Here is a 17,608-nt window from a genome sequence, read left to right as displayed (position 1 = left end):
TGGGTTCCTCTGCAGCTCAGACGTTTTCGCGGACGGTGGGGAGGCCGAGCAGGACTGGCACCTTGCGCGGCCCTGACTCGTCGAAGGCGATCGTCGGGTCGGCCTCCTCGGGAGCGTTGACGAAGGACACGAAGCGCGAGAGCTTCTCGGGGTCGTCGAGCACCGCCTTCCACTCGTCCTGGTAGCCCTCGACGTGACGGCTCATCGCCGCCTCGAGGTCGTCGGCGATGCCGAGGGAGTCGTCGCACACGACGGCCTTGAGGTGCTCGAGCCCGCCCTCGAGGGAGTCGAGCCAGGGCGCGGTGCGCTGGAGCCGGTCGGCGGTGCGGACGTAGAACATGAGGAACCGGTCGATGTAGCGCACGAGCGTCTCGTCGTCGAGGTCGCTCGCGAGCAGCCTCGCGTGCGCGGGCGTCTGGCCACCGTTGCCGCAGACGTAGAGGTTCCAGCCCTTGTCGGTCGCGATGACGCCGACGTCCTTGCCGCGGGCCTCCGCGCACTCGCGCGCACAACCAGAGACCCCGAACTTGATCTTGTGCGGTGACCGCAGACCCCGGTAGCGGTGCTCGAGGTCGACGGCCATGCCGACCGAGTCCTGCACGCCGAAGCGGCACCAGGTGGAGCCGACGCACGACTTCACGGTGCGCAGCGACTTGCCGTAGGCCTGGCCCGACTCCATGCCGACGTCGACGAGGCGCTGCCAGATCGCGGGCAGCTGCTCCACCCTGGCGCCGAAGAGGTCGATGCGCTGGCCGCCGGTGACCTTGACGTAGAGCCCGAAGTCCTGGGCGACCTGGCCGATCGTGATGAGCTGCTCGGCGGTCACCTCGCCGCCCGGCATCCGCGGCACCACGGAGTAGGTGCCGTTCTTCTGGATGTTGGCGAGGAAGTGGTCGTTGCTGTCCTGCAGCGCGGCCTGCTCGCCGTCGAGGATGTGGTCGCTGCTCGTCGAGGCGAGGATCGAGGCGACCGTCGGCTTGCAGATCTCGCAGCCGGTCCCCGTTCCGTAGCGGGCGAGGAGCCCGGAGAACGTGCGGATGCCGGTGGAGGCGACGATCTCGAACAGCTCGGCGCGACTCTGCTCGAAGTGCTCGCAGAGGGCCTTGGACAGCTCGACACCCGAGTCGACGAGAAGCTTCTTGACGGTGGGGAGGCAACCACCGCATGTCGTTCCGGCGTTCGTGCAGCCCTTGAGTGCGGCGATGTCGCAGGCGCCCTCGGCGATCGCGCCGCAGATCGAGCCCTTCGTGACGTTGTTGCAGGAGCAGATGACGGCGTCGTCCGGCAGGGCGTCCGCGCCGAGCTCGGCCCCGGCGGGGGAGATGAGCGCACCGGGGTCGCCCGGCACCTCCCGACCGACGTAGGCCTTGAGCGTCGTGTAGGCAGAGGCGTCGCCGACGAGGATGCCCCCGAGGAGCGTCCGCGCGTCGTCGCTGACGACGACCTTGGCGTAGGTCCCCTTCGTCGCATCGGTGTGCACGATCTCGAGGGCGCCGGGGGTGGCCGCCATCGCATCCCCGAAGGACGCGACGTCGACGCCGAGCAGCTTCAGCTTGGTCGACAGGTCGGCTCCGGGGAAGGTCGCCTCGCCACCGAGCAGACGGTCGGCGACGACCTCGGCCATCGTGTAGCCCGGTGCGACGAGGCCGTAGCAGCGACCCTCGACAGCCGCGACCTCGCCCACGGCCCAGACGTTCTCGTCGCTCGTGCGACACGCCGTGTCGGTCGTGACGCCACCGCGCTCGCCGACGGCGAGACCCGCCGCGCGCGCCACGGCGTCCGACGGCCGGACCCCCGCCGAGAAGACGACGAGGTCGGTGAGCAACGCCGTGCCGTCGGAGAGCTCGACGGCGAGCCGGCCGTCGTCCTGGGCGGCGATGGAGCTCGTGCCGGCCCCCGTGTGCACCTGGACGCCGAGGTTGCTGATGAGGCCCTTGAGCACGGCGCCACCGCCCTCGTCGACCTGCAGGGGCATGAGCCGCGGTGCGAACTCGACGACGTGCGGGGTGAGCCCCAGCAGGCGCAGGGCGTTCGCGGCCTCGAGGCCGAGCAGCCCACCGCCGACGACGAGGCCGTTGGCCTCACGGCCCTCGGCAGCCGCCCGCGCGATCGCGGCCTCCGCTCGGGCACGGATGCCGTCGAGGTCGTCGAGCGTGCGGTAGACGTAGCAGCCCTCGGAGTCGTGGCCGGGCACCGGTGGCACGAAGGGGTAGGAGCCGGTGGCCAGGACGAGCGCGTCGTAGGCGACGACCTCGCCGGTGCTCGTCGTGACCGTGCGGGTCCTGCGGTCGACCTGCTCGGCCCGGGTGCCGAGGCGCAGCTCCACGAGGTCGTCACCGGCATACGAGTTGCCCGACAACGCAAGGGCGCTGCGGTCCCATGCCCCCACGTAGGAGGAGAGCCCGACGCGGTCGTATGCCGCGTCCGCCTCCTCCGAGAGGACGATGACCTTCCACGTGCTGTCGGTGTCACGCGACCGCAGGGCCTCGACGAAGCGGTGGCCGACCATGCCGTGGCCGATGACGACGACGGTGCGGCTGGCCGTGCCCGTCGTGCCGGTTGCGCGCTCGGTGGTGGTGGACATCAGGCGGCTCCTTCGGTCAGGACGGCGACGGCCGGCACTGGTGCGGGGGTGGGTGCGGGGGTCGGTGCGTGGATCGGTTCGGGGCTGGGTGTGGCGGACGGTGCAGGGGTCGGCTCGGACGAGCGCAGCCAGGAGCAGAGCCCGTCGACCGCCCCCTTGCACGAGCCGCAACCGGTCGTGGCCCGGGTCGCCTCGGCGAGGGCGCCGACCGTGTCGGCGCCCTCCCTGAAGGCACCGACGATGGCGGCTTTGGTCACGGTGTTGCAGCGGCAGACGACGGCGGCCCCGGGCATCTCGGCGAGGTTGACGTTCTCAACTCCCCCGGAGCGCGTGATCGCGCGACCGAGCATGAGCGACAGGCGATCTCGCGGGACGGCCGCACCGGTGTCGTAGAGCTGGGTGAGGGCCCCTGCCGCGTCGCCGACCCCGAGCAGGATGGCGCCGACGAGGCGGTCCTGACGAAGAACGAGCTTGGCGTAGCGACCGCGGCTCGGGTCGGTGAACGACAGCACCTCGTGGCCGGGGTCGTGCACGTCGACGTCGACGGTGCCCATGCTCGCGAGGTCGATGTCGTGGGCCTTGAGCCGGGTCAGCACGCTCGTGCCCTCGTAGACGGCGTCGGGGTCGGCGCCGGTGAGGACGTCGGCGAGGACGCGGGCCTGGTCCCAGCCGGGCTGCACGAGCCCAGGCACCTCACCGCGGTGCTGGGCGCACTCGCCGATGGCGTGCACGTGGGGCGCCGAGGTGGACAGCCGGTCGTCGACAACGACGGCCCGGTCGACGTCGAGACCCATCGTGAGCGCGAGCTCCGTGCGAGGACGGACCCCGGCGGCGACGACGACGAGGTCTGCAGACAGGGCGCTCCCGTCGTCGAGCACGACGTGTGCCGGCTCACCGGCGACTGCGGCGTGGCGGCCGACGACGAAGCGGCCGAGGACGAGCCGGGCCCCGATGCCTCGCACGACGCGTGACAGCACGGCGCCTCCGTCGGCGTCGAGCTGGCGGTCCATCGGGAAGTCCTGCGGGTGCACGACCGTGACGTCGACACCCCGGGCGAGGAGCCCTCTGGCCGCTTCGAGGCCCAGGAGGCCACCGCCGAGCACCACTGCGCTCGAGGCGGATCGGGCGGCGTCGACGATGCGGTCGCAGTCGTCGACGGTGCGGAAGGCCACGACGCCGTCAGCGAGCTCGGCCTCGGGCCCCGGCGTGCCGGCATACAGCCCCTCGCTCGGCGGGACGAAGGACGTGCTGCCCGTGGCGAGGACGAGCTCATCCCACGCGACCTCGCGGGCGCCGCCCGCTGCGCCCAGCGTGGCGGTGCGGGTCGCGGTGTCGACGGCCGTGACGCGCGCGCCGGTGACGACGTCGATGTGCCGGGCCTCCCACCAGCCGTCGGGCTTGAGACGCGTGTCTCGCGGAGTGATCGCGCCGGAGACGACGGTCGAGAGCAGCACCCGGTTGTAGGCGGCGTGCGGCTCCTCACCGACGATGGTCACCGCGAAGCGCGACGCGTCGGGGTCGCGGTGACGGATCTCCTCGGCGAGCCGGGCGCCGGCCATGCCGTTGCCGACGATGAGCACGTGGCGGGTCGGGCGGGTCGTCGGGCCGGTCATGAGGTCGCCTCCAGGCGGACGGCGCACGCCTTGAACTCCGGCATGCGGCTGGTGGGGTCGAGGGCGGCGTGCGTCAGCGAGTTGGCCCGCCCGGCACCGCCCCAGTGGAAGGGCAGGAAGACGACGTCGGGACGCATGTCCTCGTCGAGGCGCACTGTGGCGCGGGTGCGCCCGCGCCGGCTGACGACGTCGGCGAGGTCGCCCTCGTCGAGTCCGGATCGTGCCGCCGTCTCGGGGTGCACCTGCACGAACATGTCACCCGCCGCTGCGGTCAGCTCCGCGACGAGGCGGGTCTGGGCTCCCGACTGGTAGTGCTGCAGCACGCGACCCGTGGTGGCGACGAGGGGGTATGCCGCGTCGTCGGCCTCGGCGGGGCCGGCGTGGTCGACGGCCACGAAACGGGCGCGCCCGTCCGGGGTCGAGAAGCCGTCGAGGAAGAGCCGAGGCGTGCCCTGGGGGCGCTCCGTGCTGCACGGCCAGTGGAGGCTCTCTCCGGCGTCGAGCCGCTCCCACGTGACGGCGGAGTAGTCGGCCGGCCCGCCGGCGGAGGCGCGCCGCAGCTCGTCGAAGACGACGCGTGGGTCAGTGGGGAAGTCTGTGCTGCAGCCGATCCGGCGCGCAAGCTCACTCCAGACGTCGAGCTCGCTGCGGCAGCCTGACGGCGCCGCGAGCGCCCGGCGGCGGCGCAGCACACGACCCTCGAGGTTGGTCAGCGTGCCCTCCTCCTCGGCCCACTGCAGCACGGGCAGCACGACGTCGGCGATGGCCGCGGTCTCCGACAGGACGAAGTCCGACACGACGAGCAGGTCGAGGGCGCCGAGCCGCTCGGAGACGACCCGGGCGTCGGGGGCCGAGACGACGGGGTTGGAGCCGTGCACGAGGAGCACGCGCGGCCCGCCCTCGGTGCCGAGGGCGGCGAGCAGCTCGAAGGCGCTGCGCCCCGGGCCGGGCAGGTCGGCCGGGTCGACGCCCCACACCGCGGCGACGTGCGCCCGCGCGGCGGGGTCGTCGATCTTGCGGTAGCCGGGCAGCTGGTCGGCCTTCTGGCCGTGCTCGCGGCCGCCCTGTCCGTTGCCCTGGCCGGTGATCGTGCCGAAGCCGGTGCCCGGGTTGCCGGGGAGGCCGAGCGTGAGGGCGAGAGCGATGAAGGCTGTGACCGTGTCGGTGCCGCTCGCGTGCTGCTCGGTGCCGCGAGCGCTGAGGACGTAGGCACCGCGCTCGGTGTCGCGGGCCCGGGCCAGTGACGCGACGGCCGCGCGCATCGTCGTCACGGCCACGCCGGTGACGCGCTCGACCCGCTCCGGCAGCCACTGGGCCGCGATCGGCCAGAGGTCCTCGAAGCCCGAGGTGCGCTCCTCGATGAAGCGGCGGTCGGCATACCCCTCCGTCACGGCGAGGTGCACCATGCCGAGCGCGAGCGCCGCGTCGGTGCCCGGGCGCAGCTGCAGGTGGAGGCCGCCGCCGTCGAGCGCCTTGGCCGCGGTCGGGGTGAGCCGGGGGTCGGCGACCATGAGGCCGCCGGCGTCGGCGGCGCGCACGAGGTGGGTGAGGAAGGGTGGCATCGTCTCTGCGGGGTTGGCGCCGAGGAGCAGCACGGCGTGCGCCGACCCGATGTCGGTGACGGGGAAGGGGAGCCCGCGGTCGAGCCCGAAGCAACGGATCCCGGCCGCGGCTGCCGAGCTCATGCACCAGCGGCCGTTGTAGTCGATCTGGCTGGTGCGCAGAGCCACCCGCGCGAACTTGCCCAGCTGATAGGCCTTTTCGTTCGTCAGGCCACCTCCGCCGAAGACGGCCACCGCATCACGGCCGTATGCCGCCTGCGTCTTCACGATGGCGCCGGCCACGACGTCGAGCGCCTCGTCCCACGACGCCGGCACGAGCTCGCCGTCGCGGCGCACGAGGGGCGTGGTGAGTCGCCCCGCCGTGCGGAGCAGCTCGGCGCTCGTCCATCCCTTCTGGCACAGGCCTCCCCGGTTGGTCGGGAACCGGCGGGGGGTGACCGTGAGGTCGGCCGCCGACGACCCGGTGAGGGTCATCGCGCACTGCAGGCCGCAGTAGGCGCAGTGCGTCGCGACGCCGGCCGGCGCGGCCGGTGCGTTCGCTGACGGCGCGTCCGCGGTCGACGCCGCTGACGGCGTCGCGCTCTGGGTCGTGGCGGCGGTCGTCATCGGCGGTATCGGACCTTCGTCAGCACGGCGGCGGCGACGTAGAAGACCGTGAAGACGACGAACGCCGCGGTGGCCGAGTGGCTGGCGCCCTGGTAGGAGGCCCGCAGACCGAGGTTGATGAGCACGCCGCCGAGGGCGCCGATCGCGCCGGCGATGCCGATGAGCGCGCCGGACATCGACCGGGACCACGCGGTGCGCTCGACGGCGGGGCCGACGAGAGAGGCCGACTTGGCCTCGAAGAGCGCCGGGATCATCTTGTAGACCGACCCGTTGCCGATGCCGGAGAGGACGAAGAGGAGCACGAAGCCGCCGATGAGGCCGGTCAGCTGGAGGGCCGTCGCGGCGCCCACGGTCGTGTCGTCGGCTCGCGCGGCGATCGTCACGATGACACCGGCCAGGGCGAGCCCGACGAAGGTCCAGAGGGTCACGGCCGCGCCACCGCGGCGGTCGGCGAGCTTGCCGCCCCAGACCCGGCTCACCGAGCCGAGCAGCGGGCCGATGAAGGCGATCTGGGCGGCGTGCAGGCTCGCGGCGGCGCTCTGGGCGGCCGTGGGCGCCGCGCCGCCGGTGAGCCCGGCGAGGAAGGTCTGGTTGAGCACCTGGCCGAAGGCGAAGCCAAAGCCGATGAAGGAGCCGAAGGTGCCGATGTAGAGCAGCGAGATGAACCACGAGTCCCGGTGGCGCAGCACCTCGAGCATGGCCCGGGGGTTGGCGGTCTGGTGGTCGAGGTTGTCCATGAAGATCGCGGCGCCGAGGCTCGCGACGGCAAGCAGCACGAGGTAGACGGCACAGACGACCTCGGGCCTGCGGTTGCCGAGCGTCGCGATGACGAGCAGCCCGACGAGCTGGATGACCGGCACGCCGATGTTGCCGCCGCCGGCGTTGAGCCCCAGGGCCCAGCCCTTCATCCGCTGCGGATAGAAGGCGTTGATGTTCGTCATCGACGAGGCGAAGTTGCCGCCGCCGAGGCCCGCGAGCCCCGCGACGAGCAGGAAGGTCGTGAACGAGTGGCCGGGGTTGACCATGAGCCACCACGTGAGGATGGTCGGCACGAGCAGTGCGACCCCACTGACGATCGCCCAGTTGCGTCCGCCGAAGAAGGCGGTCGCCATCGTGTAGGGCACCCGCAGCACCGCGCCGACGAGCGTCGGCACCGCCACGAGGACGAACTTGTCTGCGGGCGTGAAGCCGTAGACGGCCTGCGGCATGAAGAGCACCATGACCGACCAGATCGACCAGATCGAGAAGCCGACGTGCTCGGTCGCGACCGACCAGACGAGGTTGCGCTTGGCGATGGCCTGGTTGCCGGCCTCCCATGCCTGCGTGTCCTCGGGGTCCCAGTCGCGGATGACGCGCTTCTTCGGCGCGGTGAGGGCCCGGAAGCGACTGGGGCGCTCGATGGTCGTGGGGCCGGCCGGTGCGCTCGTGATGGCGCTCGTGATGGTGCTCGTGCTGTCGTCGGTCGGGGTGTTGCTCTGGCTGGTCGTCGTGCTCACGGGGGTTCCTCCTGAGGGGGCCTGGGGCCGCTGCGAGAGCGTGTGACACACGCTAGGAACCCCGTGTTGCCCCTCGATCGGGCCGCCGTGAAGCCTCCGTTACATCGGTCTCACGGTCCTGCCTCGGGGCTGTGAGGTCCTGCGCATCCGTGCTCGCGCAGCCCCTCACGGAGCCCCCGCACCCCGGTGAGGTATGCCGTCCGGCCCGCGTAGGCTCGCAGCATGCCGTCCGCTGCTCCCGAGACCGCCAGCCCCGCCGCGCTCAACACGCTCTCGGTGGGCACGGGGGGTCCGCGGATCGCCTTCCTGCACGGACTCTTCGGTCAGGGTCGCAACTGGACCCAGATCGCCAAGGCGGTGAGTGGCCCGCACGGCGCCGACGCGCGGTGCCTGCTCGTCGACCTGCCCGACCACGGGCGCTCGCCGTGGTCGACGGAATTCTCCTTCGCGGCATACGCCGACGCGGTGGCGGCGACCCTGCGGGCCCACGGGCCGGGGGAGGCGTGGACGGTCGTGGGGCACTCGCTCGGCGGCAAGGTCGCGATGGTCGTCGCGCTGCTGCACCCCGAGCTCGTGGAGCGTCTCGTCGTCGTCGACATCGCCCCCAGGGACTACGTCTCGCTCGAGCGCTTCGAGGGCTACATCGGCGAGATGCAGCGGCTGCCGCTCGGCGAGCTGACGAGCCGTGGTGACGCCGAGGCCCGCTTCGAGGAGCCCGACGCCGGCGTCAAGGCGTTCCTCCTGCAGAACCTGCGCCGCGAAGGACACACCTGGCGCTGGCAGGTCAACCTCGACCTCATCGCGGCCGACGCGGCGCGCGGGGCGGAGTCACGCATCGCGGGCTGGCCGGAGGAGGCCGACGCGCTGCCGCCCTACGACGGGCCGGTGCTGTGGGTGGCCGGCGGCGACTCGCGCTACATCAAGCGGGAGGACGGCGAGCGGATGCGGGCGCACTTCCCGCGCACCCGGCTCTTCACGATCAAGGGCGCCGGTCACTGGGTGCACACCGACGCGCCCGACATCATCGTGACCGCCCTGCGCCGCTTCCTCGCGTCCTAGCCGAGCGCCGGAGCAAGCCTCCCCGACGATCAGGGTTGGGGTCGGTCAGAGGAGGCGGCGGCCGAGGGCCCAGGCGGTGAGCTCGTGGCGAGAGCTGAGCTGCAGCTTGCGCAGCACCGAGCTGACGTGGGTCTCGACGGTCTTGACGGAGATGAAGAGCTCCTTGGCGACCTCCTTGTACTGGTAGCCCCGAGCGATGAGGCGCATGACCTCGCGCTCGCGGGCCGACAGGCGGTCGAGCTCCTCGTCGATCTCGGCCACCTCGCCGGCGGCCGCCCCGAAGGCGTCGAGGACGAAACCCGCGAGACGGGGGCTGAAGACGGCATCGCCGTCGGCGACCCGGCCGATCGCCGTGAGCAGCTCCTCGGCGCTGATCGTCTTCGTCACGTATCCCCGGGCGCCGGCACGGATGACGGCGATGACGTCCTCGGCGGCGTCGGACACGGAGAGGGCGAGGAAGCGCACGGGCACGCCTGCCCGCGACTCGAGCCCGGCGCAGGCCCGGATGACGTCGGCACCACCGTGCCCGTTGCCTCCGGGGAGGTGGACGTCGAGGAGCACCACGTCGGGCTGCTCCTGCGTGATCACCTGCGTGGCCGACTCGACGGCGCCGGCCTCGCCGACGATCTCGAGGCGGAAGCTCGCGGGGCCGGCGAGGCTGGAGGAGCCGGCGAGCGCCGTCAGCTCCGACCGGACGCCGGTGCGGAACATGTGGTGGTCGTCGACGATGACGATGCGGATGGTCCGCGGGTCGGTCATGAAGGCTGCTCCTGCGGCTCGTTCGCGGGGGTGGGGGCGGGCGTGGGGGTGGGGCTGCTCGTGGTGGGGGTGGGGTCCTGCGCCGTGTCGGGGCCACCGACGGGCAGGCGCAGCTCGACCTCGGTGCCGTCGGCGCGGCGCCGGATGCGGGCCGTGCCGCCGTGGCGCTCCATCCGGCCGATGATCGACTCGCGCACGCCCGCCCGGTCGTCGGGCACGGCGTCGAGGTCGAAGCCTGAGCCGTGGTCGCGCACGAAGGCCTCGACGGCGTCCGGCCCGACCTCGACGTAGGCGCTCACCGGCGGGCTGGCGTGCCGCACGGCGTTCCACGCGGCCTCGCGCACGGCCTTGACGAGGGCGTCGAGGTGCGAGTCCATCGGCCGGTCGCCCGTGACGACGAGCTGCACGGGAACGCCCTGCAGGTCCTCGACCTCGCCCATGGCCGCCGTCAGCGCCGCGCCGAGGGTGCCTGCACGGGAGTCCTCGTCGTAGAGGTAGCTGCGCAGCTGGCGCTCCTGGGCGCGCGCGAGCCGGGCCACCGTCGCGGAGTCGGTCGACTGCCGCTGGATGAGGGCAAGGGTCTGGAGCACCGAGTCGTGCAGGTGTGCGGCGATGTCGGCGCGCTCGGTCGCCCGGATGCGCGCTGTCTGCTCCTCGCGCAGGTTGGTCCAGAGGCGCAGGATCCACGGCGCGCAGAGCACCGAGATGCCGACGAGCGCAGCGAGCACGGCGCCCAGGACCTGCCACAGCTCGGTGATGTTCGTGCCCCGCACGAGGAGGGCGACCAGGCCGAGCAGGGTGAAGCCGAGGCCCACGACGAGCCAGATCCAGCGCACCGGGCGGCGGCCACCGAGCGGGCTCGAGTCGTCGAGCTGCGACCAGAAGAAGATCGCCCCGATGACGATGGCGACGACCGGCACGACGACCTCGGCGTGAACGTCGAAGCCGACGCTGCCGAGCCAGAGCGCCGAAGCGGCCACCAGTGCGGCGACCCCGAGCAGCGTGATGACGACCGCCTGGTTGCTGTTGCGCAGCCACGACCGCAGACCGGTCAGGTCGATGCCGTGGTGCAGGTGCGCGGAGAGCGACGACGACCCGGTCGCCCCTGCGGCTGCCCGAGACTGGGCCGCCTCGCCGGGGGCTCCGGGGACCGCGCCTGCAGTCGTGCCAGGTGCGGTCGTGCCGGCAGCAGCCGTGGCGGCAGCAGTCGCGACGGTGGGCGGGACCACGGTGGCGGTGACGGCCGAGGGGGCGGGCGGCATACCGGAAAGCGTTGCGGCAGAGCCCTCTTCGCGCATCGTGGCCCACAGGAAGATGTAGACGACGATGCCCGCGCCGAAGGGGATGCTCGAGGCGACGAAGGCCACCCTGACCCAGCCGACCGGCAGGCCGAGGTGGGCGGCGAGGCCGGCCGCGACCCCCGCGAGCACCTTGTCGCTGCGGTGGCGCACGAGCGGCGGACGTGGCTTGGCGCGCCACGCGGGCAGCGGACCGCTCGCCGGCTGCAGCGGAGGCTGCGGGGGAGTCTGCGCAGGCGGCTGCGGGTGGGGCCGCGGTTGCTGCGATTGCTGCACGGGGCCCTCCTCACTGCTCGTCGCTGTCTTCACCTGACCATCCTCGCCCACCCCGAGGGGTGGCGGCGACCCTCTCGGCCGGGTTTGGGGGTCGCGTCAGGGTCTGCTCAGGGTCGACCCTCATGGCTGCGGCCCCGGGCCGGGGCCACTCTGGAGACATGACGAACAGCAACCAGGCCCCGAGTCAGGGCCACGGCCTCGACGGCTTCTACGCAGCGCTGCGTCGGCCCGGCATCGTGCGGGGGACCAACGACCGGTGGTTCGCCGGTGTGGCCGGCGGCATCGCCCGATGGCTCGGCGTCGACCCCCTCGTGGTGCGCGCCGGCTTCATCCTCTTCTCCATCTTCTTCGGCATCGGCGTCACGCTCTATCTCGTGCTGTGGCTGCTCATGCCCGACGACCGCGGCCGGCTGCCCGTCGAGCGCGCGCTCAAGGACGGCGACGGCGGCTCGATCTTCCTGCTCGTCATCACCGGGCTCGCCGTGCTCGGGGGCGCCCCGTGGTGGGGCGGCGACTACCACGGCGCGCGGATCGTCGGCTTCGCGCTTCTCGTGCTCGGCGCGTGGTGGTTCCTCACCCGCACCGACACCGGCCGCGACCTCATGGTGAACAAGCCGTGGCGCGGCGGGGGCGCGGGCGTGGGTGGCAGCGGTGCCTCGACGGGTAACGCCGCCGCCAACGCCGGGGCGGCGTTCGGTGCCGGCAGCACGCCCGGCACGCCCGGCACGCCCGGCACGACCGCGTCCGTCGGCGATCCCGGGACCGCCCCGACCTCGGGCGCCACGGGCGGTGCGGGTTTCGCCTCGTCGCCGAACCAGCCGTGGACCGCACAGGCGCCCTTCGCGGCGCCGCCGCGGGAGCGGGTGCGCTCGATCGGCTTCGCGGGTGGTCTGCTCGTCCTCGGGCTCGCCCTCGTCAGCGGAGTCATCGCCCACCAGGTGGCGACCACGGCCGGCTGGGCCGGCAACCCCACCGCCATCGGGATCGCAGCCGGCGTCGGCGTGCTCGGCCTCGCCATCGTCATCGGCGGCCTCGCTGGACGTCGCGCCGGGGGCCTCGCCTTCTTCACCGTCGTCGGCATGATCGCCGCCGTCGCGACCACCGCCGCACCGGCCGGGCTGACGAGGCCCTTCCAGGTGGGCGACCCCCAGCACGTCGTCACCTCGCTCGCCGGTGACCCGAACTTCCAGCTCGGCCTCGGTGAGATGACGGTCGACCTCAGCAAGGCGGAGTACCAGGCTACGGCCCTCAAGCCCGACGTCGTCACCGCCACGATGGGCGTCGGACAGCTCACCATCGTCGTTCCGCAGGGCGTCCCCGTCACCGTCAACACCCGGGCCCGCCTCGGCGAGGTCGACGCCCCCGCCGGGTCGGAGGCCCAGGGCTCGTCGATGCGGACCATGGACGACCCGTCACGGGTGGCCACCGGTGGACCTGACGTCGCCGAGACCCTGACCCTCGGCCCGAAGGGTGCCGCGCCCGAGATCGTCGTCGACGCCGAGGTCGGCATGGGCCAGATCCTCGTCCGGAGCGCGTCATGACCGAGCGCGAGCAGCCCACCACCCCCGGCGAACCCGCCGACGTTCTCGACACGGAGCCCTCGATGACCCAGCACCCCGACCCGACCTCGGACCCCACGGCCGACCCCACGGCGCGGTCCACTTCAGACCTCACGACAGACCCCACGACAGACCCCACGACAGACCCCACGACAGACCCCACGCCAGACCCCACGTCGGACCCGACCGCAGCACCGTCCGCGGACCAGGGGCCCGCCCTCACCGTGGACCCGATCGGTGACCCGACGACGACGATCGACACCCGGCTGACGCAGGCCGTGCCCGCCCCGACCCCCTTCCGGGTCGAGCCGGCCACGCCGGTGCCCGACGACGTCACGAGCGAGCCGGCCGGTCACGCCGACGACACCGCCGGCCACCTGTCGCACCTGCCGCCGCCCACGCCCCACCCCTGGGGTCACGGGACCGCCCCGCACCGCACCTACGCCCAGGTCACCGTGCGCAAGGGCCCGCGCCCGGGAGCGGTTGTGCTCGGCCTGCTCGCGATGCTCGTCGCCGCCTACGTCATCGTCGTCAACGTCAGCGACGCCAGCCTCGACTTCCGCCTCGTCGGGCCGGCCCTCATCGGCGCCCTCGGCGGTCTCCTCCTCCTCGTCGGGCTGGCCGGCGTGCTCATCGGCCGGCTGCGTCGCTGAGGAGGACGTATGCCGTCCGGTGCGGGAGACGGGCCCGCGCCGGACGGCATACGCCTGCGTCAACGACACCCCGGACGACGCCGGACGGCGCCGGACGACACCCCGGACGACACCTCGGCTGCGACTCAGCGGGGCAGCGGCCCGCGGGCGCCCTCGCGTGGTTAGGCTCGGCACGGTCGGGCCGGGTGGCTCGGCGACCCGAAGGGAGCAGCCAGGTGGCCATGAAGTCCGGGATCGACCTCGATGCCTTCGACCGTTCGACGCGGCCGCAGGACGACCTCTTCCGCTTCGTCAACGGCACGTGGATCGACACGACCGAGATCCCCGGCGACCGTGCGCGCTTCGGCACGTTCGACGTGCTGCGCGAGGAGTCGACCGCGCGGGTGCGCGACCTCATCGAGGAGGCGGCTGCGGGCCACGACGGAGCTCCGGGCACGCCGCAGCAGCAGGTCGGTGACCTCTACGCGAGCTTCATGGGCACGGAGCGCATCGAGGAGCTCGGGCTCGCGCCGCTGCAGGCGCTGCTCGCCGACGTCGCGTCGGTGACCGACCTCGAGGCCCTCGGCTCGGCACTGGGCCGCCTCGAGCGCGACGGCGTGGACGGCCCGCTCGCCCACTGGGTGGGGCCCGACCAGCGCTCGCCCGAGGACTACGTCGTCTACCTCGAGCAGCACGGACTCGGGCTGCCCGACGAGTCCTACTACCGCGAGGAGAAGTACGCCGAGATCCGCACCGCCTACGTCGCGCACATCGGCCGGCTCCTCGGCCTCGCCGGCATCCCCGAGGCGGAGGCGAAGGCCGAACGCATCATGGCGCTCGAGACGCTGCTCGCCTCGGCGCACTGGGACAACGTGACGACGCGCGATGCGATCAAGACGTACAACGCTCACACGCTCGATGAGGCCAAGGCCCTGGCGCCCCAGTTCCCTTGGGACGCATGGCTGCTCGGCCTGCAGGCACCCGAAGGGGCGTTCGCCAAGGTCGTCGTGCGCGAGCCGAGCTTCGTCAGCGCGCTCGGCTCGGCGATGGAGTCCGTCGACCTCGACGACTGGCGGTCGTGGCTGACGTGGCGTGTGCTGTCGGAGTTCGCGCCGCTGCTGCCGCAGTCGCTCGTCGACGAGAACTTCGACTTCTACGGGCGCACCCTCTCGGGTCAGCCCGACAACCGCGAGCGGTGGAAGCGCGGTGTCAGCCTCGTCGAGAGCTGCATCGGCGAGGCCGTCGGTCAGCTGTATGCGGAGCGCTGGTTCCCGCCGGCCGCCAAGGACCGCATGCAGCACCTCGTCGCCAACCTCGTCGAGGCCTTCCGCCGGTCGTTCTCCTCGCTCGAGTGGATGAGCCCCGAGACGCGCGCCGAGGCGATCGCCAAGCTCGATGCGTTCACGCCCAAGATCGGCTACCCCGACGTGTGGCGCGACTACTCCTCCATCGAGATCGTGCCCGACGACCTCGCCGGCAACGTGCGGCGCAGCACGGCATTCGAGATCGACCGCAACCTCGCGAAGATCGGCCAGCCGATCGACCGCACCGAGTGGCACATGCTGCCGCAGACGGTCAACGCCTACTACATGCCCTCGATGAACGAGATCGTCTTCCCGGCCGCCATCCTCCAGCCCCCGTTCTTCGACCTCGAGGCCGACGACGCCGTCAACTACGGCGGCATCGGCGCGGTGATCGGGCACGAGCTGGGTCACGGCTTCGACGACCAGGGCTCTCGCTACGACGGCACGGGCGCCCTGCGCGACTGGTGGACCGAGGCCGACCGGGAGCGTTTCGACGCGCTGGCCCAACGGCTCATCGAGCAGTTCAACGCGTACGTCCCCGCCGGGCTCGACGCGTCCCACACGGTCAACGGTGCCCTCACGGTCGGTGAGAACATCGGCGACCTCGGTGGCCTGCAGATCGGCTACGCGGCCTACCGCATCGCGACCGAGCAGGACGGCATGCCCGAGATCGACGGCTTCACGGGGCCGCAGCGCTTCTTCGTCGGCTGGGCCCAGGTGTGGCGCGGCAAGGCCCGGGAGGCCGAGGCCATCCGCCTGCTCGCCATCGACCCGCACTCGCCGCAGGACGTGCGCGGCAACGCAGTGCGCAACGTCACCGAGTTCCACGAGGCCTTCGCCGTCAAGCCCGGCGACGCCATGTGGCTGCCGGAGGAGGAGCGGGTCCGCATCTTCTGACCCGGCGGAGGGGGTGCCGGTCAGGGGTGGAGCGGGAGCTTGAAGCCGACGTGGGACGCCTCGAAGCCGAGCCGCTCGTAGAAGCGGCGGGCATCGGTGCGGCTGGCGTCGCTCGTCAGCTGTACGAGCGAGCAGCCCGCTCGACGGGACTCCTCGATCGCCCACATGATGAGCTCCGTGCCGAGCCCGCTGCCACGCTCGCCGTTCGCGACACGGACGCCCTCGATGACGGAGCGGGTAGCGCCGCGGCGGCTCAGCCCGGGGATGACGCTGAGCTGGAGGGTGCCGACGACCCGCCCGTCGCGCTCGGCCACGACGAGGTGCTGTCCGGGGTCCGCGGCCACGCGGTCGTATGCCGCTGCATACGTCTGCAGGTCGGCGGGGTCCTCCCGCGCTGCGCCGAGCGGGTCGTCAGCGAGCAGCGCGACCACGGCGGGCACGTCGTCGCGGGTCGCCGTGCGGATGACCCAGCCGCCCGCGGTCATCGCCCGGGTCACGCGGACTCGGCGACCTGCTTGAGCTTCGCAAGGCCCTTCTCGAGGTCGGGACCGACGAGCTTCTCCATCGACCAGACCTTGCTCATGACGCGCATGACGAAGTTCTGCGGGCCGGTCATCGCCCACTCGACGTGGGTGCTCGCGCCGTCGTCGCCGACCGGGGTCAGCGTGAAGTCGACCCGGTTGTGCGCCTTCATCGGCGCGGCGAAGAGCAGGTCGACGCCGACGTTCCGCGGCTGCGACTCGACGATCTCCATGCGACCCTCGCCCGCCTTGCTGTTGCCCTGCCACGCATAGACGGCACCGACGCCCGCGGTCGGGCCGTCGTAGGCGCGGTCCATGGCCGGGTCGAGTCCCTCCCAGGGCGACCATGCCCGCCACTCGTGGAAGTCGTTGATGAGGGCGTGGATCCGCTCCGCGGGTGCGGCGATCGTCGTCTCGCGGCTGAGGTGGAAGCTCTTGTCGGCCATGGCGGCATCCTGCCACTGCACGACGTCCGCGCGCCGGGACGGTGAGCGAGACCGCACCCGTCGCGGCATACGCTGGCGCCGATGACGTCAGCACCTGCCACCGACCCCTGCTCCGCCGCCGACCTCCGGGACCGCCACAACGCGCCGGCCGAGGAGGCAGGTCTCGACCCCGCCGGCATCAGGCTCGTTGTCGTCGACCTCGACGGCACGCTGCTCGACGGCGCCGGCGAGCTGCCCGTCGACACCATCGCGACGATCCGCACCCTGCGTGAGCGCGGCGTCGACGTCGCTCCCGCGAGCGGTCGGCAGCACGCGACGATCGCCCGGCTCTTCAGCGAGGTGGCCGACGACCTCGTCGTGATCGCCGAGAACGGCGCCTATGTCACGCGCGACGGTGCCGAGGTCAGCTCGCACACCCTCGACCTCGCCTGGTCGCGTGGCGTCGTCGAGCACGCACGGCAGCTCGGGGGCCGAGGCGTCGACCTCGGAGTGGTGCTCTGCGGCAAGACGTCGGCGTGGATCGAGCGCACCGACGACGCCTTCCTCGGCGAGGTCGAGCGCTACTACGCGCGTCTGACGATGACCGACGACCTGACCCGGGTCGACGACGAGGTTCTCAAGCTGGCCGTCCACGACTTCGGGGACCCCACTGCCGTGACCGGCCCCGACCTCGCGTCGTTCTGCGCGCCGCAGCAGGTCGTCGTCTCCGGTCATCACTGGGTCGACGTCATGGGTGTCGGGGTGCACAAGGGCCTCGCCGTCCGCGAGCTGCAGCGCGCGCTCGGCATCACGGCCGCCCAGACGATGGCCTTCGGTGACTATCTCAACGACCTCGAGATGCTCGGGGCCGCGGAGCACTCCTACGCGATGGCCAATGCCCACCCGGCCGTGGTCGAGGCGGCGCGGCACGTCGCCCCGGCGAACACCGACGACGGCGTGCTGCGCACCCTCCGCGAGGTCTTCGCCCTCTGACCGGCGCGGCTTTATCACCGCATG

Annotated in this window: 13 protein-coding genes; 5 read left to right on the top strand and 8 right to left on the bottom strand. The window is 72.5% G+C overall.

Annotated features, from left to right (window positions below):
- Positions 1–16: 16 nt before the first annotated feature.
- From nirB to FBY41_RS02515, 4 genes are read right to left on the bottom strand one after another with little or no spacing between them, the layout of a single operon-like run.
- A complete protein-coding gene (nirB, locus tag FBY41_RS02530; protein WP_141841839.1) occupies positions 17–2,584 on the bottom strand; it encodes a nitrite reductase large subunit NirB in 2,568 nt (855 codons plus the stop codon).
- Positions 2,584–4,197 (bottom strand): FAD-dependent oxidoreductase, encoded by a 1,614-nt coding sequence (locus tag FBY41_RS02525; protein ID WP_141841838.1) that lies wholly within the window; start codon positions 4,195–4,197, stop codon positions 2,584–2,586. The genes nirB and FBY41_RS02525 overlap by 1 nt, the downstream gene beginning before the upstream one ends.
- Positions 4,194–6,365: a molybdopterin oxidoreductase family protein gene (locus tag FBY41_RS02520; protein WP_141841837.1), complete on the bottom strand. Its 2,172-nt coding sequence runs from the start codon at positions 6,363–6,365 to the stop codon at positions 4,194–4,196. The genes FBY41_RS02525 and FBY41_RS02520 overlap by 4 nt, the downstream gene beginning before the upstream one ends.
- Positions 6,362–7,861, bottom strand: a complete 1,500-nt coding sequence (locus FBY41_RS02515; RefSeq protein WP_260439516.1) for a nitrate/nitrite transporter — start codon at positions 7,859–7,861, stop codon at positions 6,362–6,364. Before FBY41_RS02515 ends, FBY41_RS02520 begins: the two co-directional genes overlap by 4 nt.
- Positions 7,862–8,083: 222 nt before the next feature.
- On the opposite strand from FBY41_RS02515, the gene FBY41_RS02510 reads away from it, so the two are divergent.
- Positions 8,084–8,920, top strand: coding sequence for an alpha/beta fold hydrolase (locus tag FBY41_RS02510; RefSeq protein ID WP_141841836.1), 837 nt, complete (start codon positions 8,084–8,086; stop codon positions 8,918–8,920).
- Positions 8,921–8,965: 45 nt separating this feature from the next.
- Here the strand turns inward: FBY41_RS02510 and FBY41_RS02505 are convergent, their stop codons facing one another.
- Both FBY41_RS02505 and FBY41_RS02500 read right to left on the bottom strand, forming a co-directional pair.
- Positions 8,966–9,679, bottom strand: coding sequence for a LuxR C-terminal-related transcriptional regulator (locus FBY41_RS02505; protein ID WP_141841835.1), 714 nt, complete (start codon positions 9,677–9,679; stop codon positions 8,966–8,968).
- Complete coding sequence (locus FBY41_RS02500; protein ID WP_260439515.1) at positions 9,676–11,253, bottom strand: ATP-binding protein; 1,578 nt, start codon at positions 11,251–11,253, stop codon at positions 9,676–9,678. The genes FBY41_RS02505 and FBY41_RS02500 overlap by 4 nt, the downstream gene beginning before the upstream one ends.
- 158 nt (positions 11,254–11,411) lie before the next feature.
- On the opposite strand from FBY41_RS02500, the gene FBY41_RS02495 reads away from it, so the two are divergent.
- The 3 genes from FBY41_RS02495 to FBY41_RS02485 all read left to right on the top strand — a co-directional run bounded on the left by FBY41_RS02495 (position 11,412) and on the right by FBY41_RS02485 (position 15,645).
- Positions 11,412–12,794, top strand: coding sequence for a PspC domain-containing protein (locus tag FBY41_RS02495; protein WP_185748856.1), 1,383 nt, complete (start codon positions 11,412–11,414; stop codon positions 12,792–12,794).
- Positions 12,791–13,465, top strand: coding sequence for a hypothetical protein (locus FBY41_RS02490; protein ID WP_141841832.1), 675 nt, complete (start codon positions 12,791–12,793; stop codon positions 13,463–13,465). Before FBY41_RS02495 ends, FBY41_RS02490 begins: the two co-directional genes overlap by 4 nt.
- Before the next feature lie 221 nt (positions 13,466–13,686).
- Entirely contained in the window at positions 13,687–15,645 is a 1,959-nt protein-coding gene (locus FBY41_RS02485) for a M13 family metallopeptidase (protein ID WP_141841831.1), read from the top strand.
- A gap of 20 nt (positions 15,646–15,665) precedes the next feature.
- Here FBY41_RS02485 and FBY41_RS02480 read toward each other — a convergent pair whose 3' ends face one another.
- Both FBY41_RS02480 and FBY41_RS02475 read right to left on the bottom strand, forming a co-directional pair.
- Positions 15,666–16,130: a GNAT family N-acetyltransferase gene (locus tag FBY41_RS02480; RefSeq protein WP_141843022.1), complete on the bottom strand. Its 465-nt coding sequence runs from the start codon at positions 16,128–16,130 to the stop codon at positions 15,666–15,668.
- 8 nt (positions 16,131–16,138) lie between these two features.
- Positions 16,139–16,612 (bottom strand): SRPBCC family protein, encoded by a 474-nt coding sequence (locus FBY41_RS02475; RefSeq protein ID WP_141841830.1) that lies wholly within the window; start codon positions 16,610–16,612, stop codon positions 16,139–16,141.
- 81 nt (positions 16,613–16,693) lie between these two features.
- Between FBY41_RS02475 and FBY41_RS02470 the strand changes: the two genes are divergently transcribed.
- Entirely contained in the window at positions 16,694–17,584 is an 891-nt protein-coding gene (locus FBY41_RS02470; protein WP_141841829.1) for an HAD family hydrolase, read from the top strand.
- The last annotated feature ends 24 nt before the right edge of the window (positions 17,585–17,608 follow it).

Source organism: Humibacillus xanthopallidus (assembly GCF_006716675.1).
GTDB lineage: Bacteria > Actinomycetota > Actinomycetes > Actinomycetales > Dermatophilaceae > Humibacillus > Humibacillus xanthopallidus_B.
This window is presented reverse-complemented; position numbering and strand designations above follow the sequence as displayed.

Excerpts from the sequence above, each read along its gene's own strand:
- FBY41_RS02470 (WP_141841829.1), top strand. The coding sequence starts at position 16,694 with ATGACGTCAGCACCTGCCACCGACCCCTGCTCCGCCGCCGACCTCCGG.
- FBY41_RS02510 (WP_141841836.1), top strand. The coding sequence starts at position 8,084 with ATGCCGTCCGCTGCTCCCGAGACCGCCAGCCCCGCCGCGCTCAACACG.
- nirB (WP_141841839.1), bottom strand. The coding sequence starts at position 2,584 with ATGTCCACCACCACCGAGCGCGCAACCGGCACGACGGGCACGGCCAGC.
- FBY41_RS02475 (WP_141841830.1), bottom strand. The coding sequence starts at position 16,612 with ATGGCCGACAAGAGCTTCCACCTCAGCCGCGAGACGACGATCGCCGCA.
- FBY41_RS02485 (WP_141841831.1), top strand. The coding sequence starts at position 13,687 with ATGAAGTCCGGGATCGACCTCGATGCCTTCGACCGTTCGACGCGGCCG.
- FBY41_RS02525 (WP_141841838.1), bottom strand. The coding sequence starts at position 4,197 with ATGACCGGCCCGACGACCCGCCCGACCCGCCACGTGCTCATCGTCGGC.
- FBY41_RS02495 (WP_185748856.1), top strand. The coding sequence starts at position 11,412 with ATGACGAACAGCAACCAGGCCCCGAGTCAGGGCCACGGCCTCGACGGC.
- FBY41_RS02480 (WP_141843022.1), bottom strand. The coding sequence starts at position 16,130 with ATGACCGCGGGCGGCTGGGTCATCCGCACGGCGACCCGCGACGACGTG.
- FBY41_RS02505 (WP_141841835.1), bottom strand. The coding sequence starts at position 9,679 with ATGACCGACCCGCGGACCATCCGCATCGTCATCGTCGACGACCACCAC.
- FBY41_RS02490 (WP_141841832.1), top strand. The coding sequence starts at position 12,791 with ATGACCGAGCGCGAGCAGCCCACCACCCCCGGCGAACCCGCCGACGTT.
- FBY41_RS02520 (WP_141841837.1), bottom strand. The coding sequence starts at position 6,365 with ATGACGACCGCCGCCACGACCCAGAGCGCGACGCCGTCAGCGGCGTCG.